This window comes from Rosettibacter firmus, from assembly GCF_036860695.1.
GTDB classification, from domain to species: Bacteria; Bacteroidota; Ignavibacteria; order Ignavibacteriales; family Melioribacteraceae; genus Rosettibacter; species Rosettibacter firmus.
This window is the reverse complement of record NZ_JAYKGJ010000003.1, coordinates 108631-121644: the sequence shown is the minus strand read 5'-3', so window position 1 is coordinate 121644 and position 13014 is coordinate 108631. Positions and strand designations below refer to the sequence as shown.

Annotated in this window: 9 protein-coding genes; 7 read left to right on the top strand and 2 right to left on the bottom strand. The window is 29.1% G+C overall.

The genetic code is table 11. The features are described 5' to 3' along the window. Window positions 1-230 precede the first annotated feature (230 nt). On the top strand, window positions 231-4151 hold the full coding sequence (locus VJY38_RS10900; protein ID WP_353680737.1) for a PAS domain S-box protein: 3921 nt from the start codon (window positions 231-233) through the stop codon (window positions 4149-4151). A gap of 108 nt (window positions 4152-4259) precedes the next feature. Further along, window positions 4260-4670: a response regulator gene (locus VJY38_RS10895; RefSeq protein ID WP_353680736.1), complete on the top strand. Its 411-nt coding sequence runs from the start codon at window positions 4260-4262 to the stop codon at window positions 4668-4670. Between the two features lie 62 nt (window positions 4671-4732). Here the strand turns inward: VJY38_RS10895 and VJY38_RS10890 are convergent, their stop codons facing one another. Next, window positions 4733-6196 carry an alpha-amylase family glycosyl hydrolase gene (locus VJY38_RS10890; protein ID WP_353680735.1) on the bottom strand — a complete coding sequence of 488 codons (1464 nt, stop codon included), beginning with the start codon at window positions 6194-6196 and terminating at the stop codon, window positions 4733-4735. Continuing rightward, window positions 6193-8058, bottom strand: a complete 1866-nt coding sequence (gene dnaG / locus VJY38_RS10885) for a DNA primase (RefSeq protein ID WP_353680734.1) — start codon at window positions 8056-8058, stop codon at window positions 6193-6195. Before dnaG ends, VJY38_RS10890 begins: the two co-directional genes overlap by 4 nt. A 133-nt stretch (window positions 8059-8191) precedes the next feature. On the opposite strand from dnaG, the gene VJY38_RS10880 reads away from it, so the two are divergent. From VJY38_RS10880 to VJY38_RS10860, 5 genes are all read left to right on the top strand, one after another. Beyond that, a complete protein-coding gene (locus VJY38_RS10880) occupies window positions 8192-8710 on the top strand; it encodes a DJ-1/PfpI family protein (protein ID WP_353680733.1) in 519 nt (172 codons plus the stop codon). Between the two features lie 32 nt (window positions 8711-8742). Continuing rightward, entirely contained in the window at window positions 8743-10707 is a 1965-nt protein-coding gene (gene ispG / locus VJY38_RS10875) for a (E)-4-hydroxy-3-methylbut-2-enyl-diphosphate synthase (protein ID WP_353680732.1), read from the top strand. A 153-nt stretch (window positions 10708-10860) separates the two neighbouring features. Then, entirely contained in the window at window positions 10861-11973 is a 1113-nt protein-coding gene (locus tag VJY38_RS10870; protein ID WP_353680731.1) for a Nif3-like dinuclear metal center hexameric protein, read from the top strand. An 11-nt stretch (window positions 11974-11984) separates the two neighbouring features. Further along, the gene (locus VJY38_RS10865; protein WP_353680730.1) at window positions 11985-12722 is read left to right on the top strand and encodes a zinc ribbon domain-containing protein; all 738 of its coding nucleotides are present in this window, start codon (window positions 11985-11987) and stop codon (window positions 12720-12722) included. A 71-nt stretch (window positions 12723-12793) separates the two neighbouring features. Then, window positions 12794-13009: a Trm112 family protein gene (locus tag VJY38_RS10860; RefSeq protein ID WP_353680729.1), complete on the top strand. Its 216-nt coding sequence runs from the start codon at window positions 12794-12796 to the stop codon at window positions 13007-13009. The last annotated feature ends 5 nt before the right edge of the window (window positions 13010-13014 follow it).

The following is a 13014-nucleotide window of genomic DNA, read 5'->3' as shown; positions in this document are numbered from 1 at the left end:
GTCGTTTCTATTCAAACGTACAATGTTATTAAAATGTAATTAGTAATATGATTTAGTAGAAATGCTGTTGTGTTCTTTTTTATTTTATTTATTAAGGAAATCTTGTATTTTTAATTAATTAAAAGTTTATTAAGAAGATTTATAAATTTTACTTTTAATTTTAGCTTCTAAAAACTGTTAATGTTCTTTGTAAGAACCTGATATATTAAAAATAAACTAGGGGTGTATGCATGCTAGGTGGAAAGGCAGAAAAACTAAATAATACCCTAAGCAAAGAATCTATTAAATCTTTATTCGATTTTTTCCCATTACCAGTAATTATTTACAATATTAATTCATGCAAGATTCTTTATGTTAATAATGCTGCTATAAGAAAATATGGTTATAATAAAAATCAATTTCTAAAAATTAAATTTACACACCTTTATCCTACCAAAGAAAATTTTGAAATAAGTAACAAGAAAAATTTTACCAACCAGAACCATAAAACAAAATCCGGGAAACTTATAAATGTTCAGGTTGCTTCTCATAAAATTGTTTATGAAAGCCAGAATTGTGTATTTGTAATTATTCAAGATATAACTGAACATTTAGATACAACTCAAAAATTGATAAACATTGAATCACAGTTAAGAGCTACACTTTATAGTATTGGAGATGCTGTTATATCAACTGATGCGAAAGGTAAGATTGTAATGATGAATTCTGTAGCTGAGAAATTAACAGGCTGGAAAGAATCAGAAGCTAAGGGGAAACCACTTGAAAAAATTTTTAATATTGTCAATGAGTATACTCGTAAAAAAGTTGAAAATCCTGTAAAAAGAGTTTTACGAGAAGGTATTGTTGTTGGATTAGCCAATCATACAATTTTAATATCGAAAAATAAAAATGAAATACCAATATTAGATTGTGGTTCACCAATTAAAGATAAAGAAGGAAAAATTATTGGGGTTGTTCTTGTTTTTAGAGATCAAACAAAAGAGCGAGAAACTCAAAGAAAAATTGAAGAAGCTAAAATATTTGCAGAAAGTATAATTGCAACAATTAGAGAACCACTTCTTGTACTTGATTCTAAAATGAAAGTTGTTGCTGCAAACAAATCTTTTTATTTGACATTCAAAACTTCACCAGATGAAACTATTGGAAAATCTCTATATCACCTCGGAAATCAACAATGGAATATTCAAGCATTAAAAGAATTATTGGAGAAGATATTACCTCAAAATACTTCGTTTAGTGATTTTGAAGTTGAGCACGATTTCCCTCGAATTGGTAAAAAAACAATGTTACTTAATGCTCGTAGAATTTATAGAGATACTGGTAAAACAGAATTAATACTCCTTGCAATTGAAGATATTACTGAAAAGAAAATTGCTGAAGAAAAGATTCAAAAATTGACTCGTACTTATAGGATGCTAAGCGAGATAAATCATAAGATGGTTACAACACACGAACCAAATGAAATTTTTAATGCAATTAATCGTATTGCAGTTGAAGTGGGGAATTTTACTTTGTCTTGTATAATATTAAAGGAAAAGTTTGAAAATAATTATTACATAAATTCCGCTTATGGCTTTAATGATGAATTAATGAAACAATTTGAAGAAGATTTAAAAACACTCAGAAATTTATGGCAAATTAATAGAGTAATAAAAAGTGGCAAATCATTCATATCCAATAATGTGTTGAAAGATAGAAGAACAAGACTATGTCATCAAATTGCAAGAAACTATGGATTTAATTCATTTGCTTCATTCCCTATTAGGATGTTTGGTGAGTATATTGGTGTTTTTAATTTATATTCAAATAAAGAAAATTTCTTTGACGAAGAAGAAATAAAGTTACTCGAAGAACTTACGATGGATTTATCGTATTCACTTGAATACATTGAAAATGAAAGAGAAAGAAAAAAAGTAGAAGAAACACTAAAACAAAATGTTGAAATGTATTCTACACTTATAGAATCAAGCGAAGATGCTATATATCTTGTTGATAAGGAATGTAAATATCTCCATATGAATAAGAGATATTTGTTAAGACTTGGTGAGACGCTAAAAAATGTAGTAGGCAGACCGTATAGTGACTTCCATACTCCAGAAGGCTCAAAAGATTTTGAAGAAAAAATTAAAAAAGTATGCAACACTGGAATTTCAATGGTTTATGAATATCAAAGTAATAGAGATGGGAGATATTTTATTAGAACATTAAGCCCTGTAAAAAATCCACAAACAAACGAAACTGTTGCTGTAACAATTATTTCTAAGGATATTACACAGCTTAAAGAAGTAGAGAGAGCTCTTAAAGAAAGCGAACAGAAATTTAGATTTATTGCAGAAAGATCACGCGATTTAATTTTTGTCTATAGAATTAAACCCAGTCTTGGATTCGAATATATTAGTCCTTCAGTAACTAAAATTGTAGGTTATACACCAGAAGAATATTATTCTGATCCTATGCTTGGGATTAAAATTGTTCATCCCGATGATCTTCCAAATTTACAATCTTTCTTTGAAGATAAAATTTCCACCCAACCCGTGGAATTTAGATGTATCAGAAAAGATGGACAAATTATATGGACAGAACAAACGAACGTTCCAATATATGATGAAAAGGGAGTGCTAGTTGCTATTCAAGGGATAGCTCGAGATATCACAGCAAGAAAAATAGCTGAAGAAAATCTACGAGAAAGCGAAGAAAAATTCAGAAAATTAGCTGAATCGACTAATACTGCTATTTTTATTTATCAAGGAGCTAGGTTTGTTTATGTAAATACAGCAACAGAAAAATTGTCTGGATATTCAAAAGAAGAACTATTGAATATGAATTTCTGGGAAGTTGTTCATCCAGATTATAGAGAATTAATAAAAGAAAGAGGATTGGCACGTCAAAGAGGAGAAGATGTTCCTTCGAGCTATGATTTTAAAATTCTTACAAAAGATGGTAAAGAAAAATGGATTACATTTACTTCTACTTTAATTGACTATAAAGGAGAAATTGCTGCTATAGGAACTGCATTTGACATAACCGATAGAAAAATTGCTGAAGAAAAATTGAAAGAAAGTGAAGAGAGATTCAGAAATATTTATGAAAGTCTTACTATTGGTGTATATAGAACTACTCCCGATGGGAAATTGCTTCTTGCTAATCCAGCTTTTCTTTCGATGCTTGGCTTTGATTCTCTCGAAGAAGCACAATCAAAAATTAAAATGGATGAAGTTTATGCTGAAAAAGGTACACGCGATTTGTTCTTAAATATAATGATGGAAGAAGGTTATGTTTATGGATTTGAACAGAAATGGAAAAGAACGGATGGAAGAATAATTTATATTAGAGAAAACGCAAGAGCATATAAAAACCATGATGGTAGCATTGCATATTTTGAAGGAACAGCAGAAGATATTACAACAAAGAAATTAGCTGAGGAAGAATTAATAATTGCAAAAGAAAAAGCTGAACAGGCAGACAAACTTAAAACATATTTTCTTGCGCAAATGTCACATGAAATTAGAACCCCGCTTAATGTTATAGTTAGTTTCTGTAATTTTATAAAAGAAGAAATTAAAGATAAATTATCATCAGATTTGCTTCAAAGTTTTGATAGTATTGATATGGCTTCCAAAAGAATCACTAGAACGATTGATCTGATTTTAAATATGTCTGCAATTCAATCAGGATCTTATAAAACAAGTTTTAAAACAATAAATATTAAGAGTGATGTTTTGGAACCACTGGAATCCGAGTTCAAATTAATTGCTCAAGAAAAGGGCTTAGATTTTTCAATTGTTTATAGCACACAAGATTTAGAGCTTTTTGCAGATGATTATAGTATAACACAAATATTTTCAAATCTAATTGATAATGCAATTAAGTATACTTTAAAAGGCTGTGTAGAAGTGACTGTGGATAGAAATGATGAGAATAATCTTGTAATTAAAGTAAAAGATACAGGAATAGGGATTAGTAATGAATTTATTCCAAAATTATTTCAACCATTTACACAGGAAGAACAGGGATATACAAGAAGATTTGAGGGAAGTGGCTTAGGATTAGCACTTGTTAAGAAATATTGCGAAATAAATAATGCAGAAATTTTTGTTGAAAGTAAAAAAGATATTGGTACAACATTTACAGTTATATTCAAAAAATCTTAATCGGTTTATTTTAATACTTTGTGTAAAATCACTTTATATGTTTATTTGAAATGTTTATCTTAGTTTCGTAAATTTTTAGTGATTATAAACTTATTAGGGAACATAGTTATGTCTGAAATCAATGATAAAAATAAACCAAGATTATTAATAGTAGAAGATGATTTTGAAAATCAAAAATTTCTTCAGTTGTTTTTAAAACGAAAGTTCGAGGTAGATGTTTGTGATTCTGCCGAAACTTTTTATGAAAAAATGAACGAGAAAAAATTTGATATTATTTTAATGGATATTTCTCTAAGAGGAAGAAAAGATGGTTTACAATTGACAAAAGAATTACGTGAATCAGAAGAAACCAAAGATATTCCTGTTGTTGGTCTTTCTGCCCATGCTTTTCAAAGAGATAAAGACAATGCTTATAACGCAGGTGTCGATTTATTTATTACTAAACCAGTTCAGAATAGTGTTTTACTGGATTCTTTAATTAAAACTTATGAAAAGAAGACTGGTAAAAAGATAGAATAATTTTTTCTCAATTTATTATACTATACTTTTCTTTATCACTTACCATTTTTTAAACAAATTATTTAATAAAAAAATATATGTGCTTGATATGGTTTTAATTCTATATATAAACCCTGGTGATAAACTTCTTCAGAAGAACGAAAATAAGTTTGCTTATTGAGCTCATCTCTAATCTCAAATGTCTCGGGATAATTTCTTACATCTAATTTAATTCTACAAGAAGAAGTTGTATTCGAAAAGTTTACAACCACAAGACAATTTTCAGAATTTAAATTCCATTGCCATGCTAATAAATTAGTAAAAGTATGATTTCCATCCCACGAAGGTAAAGTTGAAAGTAGTTTCCAGTTTCCTTTTTTAAAAATGTCATAACTTTTGATATCAAGGAGCTTATCATAGAATTCCTTTAAGTCAGATTGTATCTGTTCTTCTGGCTCACGACCCAGTTGTAATGGCAATTTAATTTTTTTCCCTTCAAATTGTCCATCATGGAATAAACACATACCTGGAATTGTGCTAATTATTACTGCTGCAGCTTTTGATTTCTCTTTTCCTAATGATACTATTGCTCTTTCTTCATCATGATTTTCAATGAATCGCACAGATTTATATTGATATTCTTTATCCATAGTAAGATGATCATTAATGTCGAGTGCACTGCCAGATTTGAGTTTATCGAGTATGCTTTTATCGTAAGTATAATCGAATCCAAGTTGTTGTAAATCTTTCTCAAGATTCCAGTAAACTTCTGCTATGAATAAAAAATCATTTCTTTCTTTTTTAACTGTAGAAATAATATCGCTCCAGAATTCTGTAGTTAATGTATCTGAGTTACTTTTTTCTATTACTCCAGCCCATGTACTTTTAAATACATTATTTAATCCAAGCATTGCCATATCACATCTTACGCCATCACAATATTTTTTTAAATCAATTAATATTTTTTTGAAGTATTCACGGACATCTTTACTGAAATAGTTTACCTGAATGGTATCTTTCCATGCTGGAAAAAAAGGATCGCGACCGTGAGCAAAATATTTTTCGCAATCTTCAAAAGGTTTAAAAAATGTATTTGAATCTTTTTCAAATGTGTCTTTATCGACACTTAAAAAAAATGATGGATATTTTTTAATCAACTGGCTTTCTGCACTAAAATGATTCGGTACAAAATCAAGTATTAATCCAATGTTGTTTTTATTTAGAAAGTTTTTTAATTCCAGAAGCATATCAAAATTTCCAATTTCTGGATTGACTTCATAAATATCTATCGAATATGGTGAGCCAATAACATCATTCTTATTCCAGTCTTTTAATGCTTTTTGATAGCTTTGAATTAAATAATCTTCAAAACAATATTTTTCTATTACACTTTTATTTGTTTTCCATATGCCCATTAGCCAGATGTAATCAAATTTCTTTTGTATGAAATAATTCCAGTATTCTTCTGATATCTCATTTAATTTTGCACTTTTGCCGAAGCGTTTCAGGAATGTTCTAATGTTTATTTCGTAAAGAGTAGGATTCATTTTTTTACTTTTTGATTAAGTAATATTTTTTTTTCGTTTAATAATTCCTTGTTCCTATTAAGTAGTTCTATATGTAAATGTTCATCTTTTGTATTTTCCATTATTTTGATATTCGATTTGATTTCTTGTTCAATTTGATAAATCAAAAAATTAAGCACAGTTTCTATTGCATATTCAAGAGAATCTTTTTCTATTTTGCCATTTAAAGAGAATTCATCCCACTTTTGACTGATTGCTTCTTCGGTCATTGTAAGCTTGAAAATAAAATTCTTTAATCTGTCATTTGTAATCTTATCGATTAAATATGCTGGTGATATATTTTTATCGTTATATCCTTCGACAACAAGATTAACCAAATATTTTAGATCGGGATTGGTAAAATGATCTGGACTAATTTTTTCAAGAATATATTCTACAATATTCTCGTTTCCACTGTATAGTAATCTTATAATTTCTTTTTCATACGAAGATATATTTGTTATATCTGCAAATGAAGAAATATTATTTTCATATATAATATTTGAAGAAGTAGTTTTTAAGTTCTGAGGTATAGTTTTTCCTTGTTGAGAATCGAGGAATTTTTTTAATTCATCTTCTATTACTCTTTCTCTTAATCCAAATTTTTTTACTATTGATTTTATTAGAAGACTTCTTTTTAATTCATCATTAACAAGAGCCAGAGTTTTAACAATTTCTCGAATAGCCATAGTTGCAGTAGAAGGATCATTAAATTTTCCTTCTGATTCATATTGAGAAGTTTGATATTCAACAATATCTTTTGCAGATGAAATTAATTCTTCAAATTTCTCTTTACCAAATTTATTAATGAAAGAATCTGGATCTTCGCCTTTAGGGAGTGTCATTATTTTAATATCAAAATCCTGTTTCAATAATATCTCAATACTTCGAAGTGAAGCCTTTTGACCAGCAACATCTGCATCAAATAATAAAACAACATTTTTTGTAAATCTTGATAACAACTGTACCTGTTCTTCAGTTAAAGAAGTTCCAGAAGAAGCAACAACATTTTTTATACCTGCTTGATAGAGTGAAATTAAATCCAGATAGCCTTCAACAAGTATTGCTTTATCGAGTTTTCTGATTTCTTCTTTTGAATGAAAAAGTCCATAGAGTGATTTTCTTTTAGAATAAATTTGAGATTCTGGAGAATTAAGATACTTTGCAACATTTTCGCCTTCGACAAGAATTCTTCCACCAAAGGCTATTACTCTACCATTCGGTGAGAAAATAGGGAAGATGATTCTTCCACGAAATTTATCGTAATATTCACCTTTTTCGTTTATATCAATTAAGCCAAGTGCTCTGGCTTTATTTAGATCTATGCCATTGTCTTTTGCTGCTTTTAAAAAATTATCCCAGCCAAATGGAGCAAAACCAATTCCAAATATTTTTTGTGTTTGTGGTTTTATGTTTCGTTTTTTTAAGTATAGACGTGCTTCTTCTGCATCTGGACTTTTATTTAATATTTCTACAAAATATCGTGCAGCAAATACATTAATTTCATAAAGCTCTTCAAGTTCTTTTTGTATTCCAGTTAATTCCGATTTTTCATATTGTATTTTTATGCCTGCATATTCAGCAATTTCTTCAACTGCTTCTTTGAAAGAAATATTTTTAAAATCCATTAAAAACTTAAATACATTACCACCAGCTCCACATCCAAAACAATGATAAATTTGTTTTTCGCCGCTTACAGTAAAAGATGGTGTTTTCTCATGATGAAAAGGACATAAGCCAACAAAATTTTTCCCCCTTTTGCGTAAATGTACATAACCAGAAATAATATCAACAATATCAACGGCAGAACGAATCTCTTCTATTTTTTGTTCTGAAATTTTCAATAAAACGCTCCAGTATAAAATAAAGAAATATTACATTTTAAAACTTATTATTAATTAATAGTAGGAAACAAGATTGCTCATCAAAATTAATATTATTATTTTCGATTTGAAAATTATGGTGAGTCATTTCTATTTGGTAAAAAACAGTATCCTTTTAATCCTACCAGCTCAAGACTTTAATGAGCAGGAATATCTGGTAATATCGAAAGCTTTATTAAGTGATGGTAAAAAATTATTTATTGCATCGGATACTAATTCGTTATGTATTGGTTCTAATAATTTAAAAGTCAAAAATGATATTCTTCTTTATAATGTTCATGAAAATAACTTTGGTGGGATTATTTTTATTGGTGGAAAAGGAGTAAGAAATTACTGGAATAATAAAATACTTCATACAATCGCAAAAAACTTTAATCAAAGCAATAAAATTATTGGAGCAATATGTAGTGCACCAATAATTCTGGCAAAGGCAGGTATTATTAAAAAAGAAGCTACATGTTATCCTGATGATAAGCATGAATTAGAAAAAGAAGGAATAGAATTCAAAAATGAACCAGTAGTAATAGAGAAAAATATTATTACTGGAAGAGATCCTTCAGCTGCACCAGAATTTGTTTCTAAATTTTTATATGAATTATCTAAAAGATCTTAGAACTACTTATTTAATTTATTTGTTTTTTTAATATGATAAATAAAATTCAATCAATAAAAAAATATTGTAATAGTCTTACTCAATATTCAAGATATAAAACACGAGAAGTATATATTGGAGAAGTCCCGCTTGGTGGAAACAATCCTATTCGTATCCAGTCGATGACAACCACAAATACACTCGATACTATTGCAACAGTTGAACAGGCTATACGTATGATTAAAGCTGGTTGTGATTATGTTAGAATTACAGCCCCAAGTATAAATGAAGCAAAAAATTTATTAAATATAAAAAATGAACTTAGAAAACGTGGTTTTAATACACCATTAATTGCCGATATACACTATACACCAAATGCAGCTGAAGTAGCTGCTCGAATTGTAGAAAAAGTAAGAATTAATCCCGGAAATTTTGTTGACAAAAAGAAATTTCAAATTATTGAATATACCGATAAACAATATGAAGAAGAATTAGAAAGAATCCGTGAGAAGTTTATACCATTATTAAAGATTTGTAAAGAATATGGAACTGCTTTGAGAATTGGGACAAATCATGGCTCACTTTCAGATAGGATTATGAGTCGTTATGGTGATACACCTTTAGGAATGGTAGAATCTGCAATGGAATTTTTAAGAATATGCAACGAAGAAAATTTTCACTCAATTGTACTTTCGATGAAAGCAAGTAATCCACTGGTTATGGTTGAAGCTTATCGTCTTCTGGTAAATAAAATGGAAAGCGAAGGAATGAATTATCCATTGCATCTTGGAGTTACAGAGGCTGGTTTTGGAGAGGATGGAAGAATAAAATCGGCAGTAGGAATTGGCACTTTGCTCGAAGATGGATTAGGTGATACAATTCGAGTTTCGCTGGCAGAAGAACCTGAATTCGAAGTACCTGTTGCCAAAATACTTGTAGATAGATATAAAGAGAGAGAAAAACACTCGCCAATTATTGAAATAGAAGATATTCCAATAGATCCATTTAGTTACAATAAAAGAGAAACATTTGAAGTCTCAAATATTGGCGGTAAAAATGTCCCAAGAGTAATACTGGATTTCAGTAAGGAAGAAATTTCTTACTCTACCATAAAAAAAGCTGGATATAATTATTCTGCTAAAATAGATAAATGGTTTTTAAATGATACAGTTGCAGATTTTATTTACACCGGGAATAAAGATTTTCAAATTGAAATACCTGCTAATCTTAAATTAATTTATGATTATAGTAAATGGATAAATGTTACTAATAAATTGAATAGTATACCACTTTATTCTTCAATTGAAGAATTTTTAAATGCAGATTTACATTCAGAAGAAATTAACTTTGTTAAGATCAAAATCAATGATGTTTTTTCTGAAGCTTTTGAAAAAATAAAAAATAATAGAACAGTAGTATTTATTGTTGAAACCAATAATCTCCATGGCATGGCTGAACAACGAAGAATATTTTTTGAATTTATTTTAAGAGATATCACAAATCCGGTAATAATTAAAAGGGATTATCAAAATATCAATCAAGAGAAATTGTTACTCTATTCTTCTACGGATCTGGGAGCTCTGTTAATAGATGGATTTGGTGATGGTGTATGGATTACTTTTGAAAGTAAAGATTCAAATAATATTGATGTTTCATTTATTAATAAAACACTTTTTGGAATTCTACAGGCAGCAAGAGTAAGAATAACTAAAACTGAATATATTGCCTGCCCTTCGTGTGGAAGAACTTTATTTGATTTAATCGAAGTAACAAATAGAATCAAAGAAAAAACAGAACATTTAAAAGGAGTTAAAATTGCAATTATGGGTTGCATAGTGAATGGACCGGGAGAAATGGCAGATGCTGATTATGGATATGTTGGTTCTGGTCCAGATAAAATTACTTTGTATAGAGGGAAAGAGATAGTAAAAAGAAATATTCCATCTGAAAATGCTATAAACGAGCTTATTGATTTAATCAAAGCTGATGGTAAATGGGTTGAGAGAGGAGATTTTTAATCTCCTTCTTGAAGTTCTTATTTCATTATTATATATTTTGAATAGGTATATGGACAATTATTCAAAAAAAAGTATAAAAATATTTACCAAGTTATTCAAGGAAGTATTTAATGGAATGCACTCCAGTTATAATGGGGTGCATTTTTTTTATATATGAGCGCTGAAGAATTAACAGAATATCTTGAAAGCTGGTTTCCCCGTGGAGCCGCTTGGGAAAAAGATAATGTGGGACTTCAAATTGGCTCACGGGGTAACAGAATTAAAAATATAATGATTTGTCTTGAGCTTACGGACGAAGTCCTTAAAGATGCAATAAATAAAAATTGTAATTTTATATTCACACATCATCCTTTGTTATTTAATCCAGTTAAGAAATTGGATTTTCATTCGAACCAAACTTCACAATTAATTGAAAAAATAATTAAACATGACATTACGGTTTACTCTGCCCATACCAATCTGGATTTTGTCAAAGATGGGGTTTCCTTTGAATTAGCAAAGAGATTAAAACTTAAAAATATATGTTTTCTTAAAAATCAAGAAGCAAATCAATTTAAAGTTGTGGTTTTTGTGCCAGAAAATTATTTGGAACAGGTTTCAAATGCTGCATTTTCTGCAGGAGCTGGAATAATTGGTGAATATTCCAGTTGTAGTTTTAGAATTAAAGGTGAAGGAACTTTTAAAGGTTCAGAGAAAACAAATCCAGCAATTGGATCAAAAAATGTTTTTGAAAAAGTTGAAGAAATTCGTCTCGAATTTATTGTTGATGAATGGAATCTAAGCAATGTAATTTCTGCAATATTAAAAGTTCATCCATACGAAGAACCTGCTTATGATATTTATCATGTAAAAAATAAAAATGTAAATTATGGTGCAGGTGCAATAGGTTATCTTGAAAATAAGATGGACGAAAATGAATTTTTGTATCACATCTCAAAATCTTTGAATACAGAAGCTATAAAATATTGTAACGGAAAAAATAGAGTGATTAATAAAGTTGCTGTGTGTGGTGGATCTGGTGCGAGTTTGATAGATGACGCAATAAATTCTGGAGCAGATGCTTTTATAACAGCAGATATAAAATATCATGAGTTTCATAGTGCTAATAATAGAATAATGTTAATAGATGCAGGTCACTATGAAACCGAAGTTTTAATATTGGACGCTGTTAAGAAAAAAATAGAAAATTTCATAGGAAAAAAAAGCAATTTAAAAGTTTATAAATATAATAAAAGTACTAATCCAATAAAGTTTTATAAACATTAAGGAGTAATAAATTGGTAGAAAGATTAATGGTACTTTACGAGCTTCAACTTATTGATGATCAACTCGATGAGCTTGAGGATTTAAGAGGCGATCTTCCAGCTATTGTTAATGAGCTTACAGCACAAATCAATACAATTAAAGAGCAGATCGATACTAAAGAAGCAGAGAAAAAAAGATCTTTGCAAAAGCGAAAACAGAATGATGAAGATGTAGAACGACTTAAAGCAAACTTAAAGAAATTTAAGAGTCAACTTTATCAGGTACGAAACAACAAAGAATACGATGCATTAACAAAAGAAATCGATCATACAGAAGCTCAAATAGAAAAGCTGGAAACTGAAAGTATTGCTCTGGAAGATCTTGTACAAAAATTAAAAGCTGAGATTGCCGAAATTGAACCCCAGCTCAATGCATTAACAAAAGAACTTAAAGAAAAAGAAGCTGAATTAAAACAAATAATAAAAGCCAACGAACGTGAAGAACTAAAACTCAAAGAGAAAAGAGAAAAAGTTGCTGCTAAGGTTCGTAAACAGGATTATGCAAGCTATATGAGAATTAGAAAAGCATTAGGTGGAAAAGCAGTTGTAACTGTTGTACGTTCTGCTTGTTCTGGTTGCCATAATGTTATACCACCACAGAGACAACTTGAAATAAAACAGAATAAAAGAATCTTTTCATGTGAGTCTTGTGGAAGAATTTTAGTTTCTGCTGAAATAGCTGAAGAAGCAAAAAAAAGAATTCAATTGTGATTTTCCTGAAAAGTCAATTTCTTTTTAATTGACTTTTCAAAGTAACATTTTCATAATCTAATTTGATAAAAATGATATCTAAAGAACTGTTAGAAATTTTATGCTGTCCTGTTTCAAAAGCAAATTTAATTCTTGACAACAATTATCTTGTTTCTACAGATAAAAATACAAGACGAAGGTATCGAATAGAAAATGATATCCCGGTAATGCTTGTAGAAGAATCGGAAGAATTGGATTATGAAACATGGAAAGAAATAATGATTCGGAATAATATTAAAGTTGATTAACTTAG

What these genes read in the sequence shown, in the direction of transcription:
- VJY38_RS10900 (WP_353680737.1), top strand. Translation starts at nt 231, where the DNA reads ATGCTAGGTGGAAAGGCAGAAAAACTAAATAATACCCTAAGCAAAGAA.
- VJY38_RS10895 (WP_353680736.1), top strand. Translation starts at nt 4,260, where the DNA reads ATGTCTGAAATCAATGATAAAAATAAACCAAGATTATTAATAGTAGAA.
- VJY38_RS10890 (WP_353680735.1), bottom strand. Translation starts at nt 6,196, where the DNA reads ATGAATCCTACTCTTTACGAAATAAACATTAGAACATTCCTGAAACGC.
- ispG (WP_353680732.1), top strand. Translation starts at nt 8,743, where the DNA reads ATGATAAATAAAATTCAATCAATAAAAAAATATTGTAATAGTCTTACT.
- VJY38_RS10870 (WP_353680731.1), top strand. Translation starts at nt 10,861, where the DNA reads ATGAGCGCTGAAGAATTAACAGAATATCTTGAAAGCTGGTTTCCCCGT.
- VJY38_RS10860 (WP_353680729.1), top strand. Translation starts at nt 12,794, where the DNA reads ATGATATCTAAAGAACTGTTAGAAATTTTATGCTGTCCTGTTTCAAAA.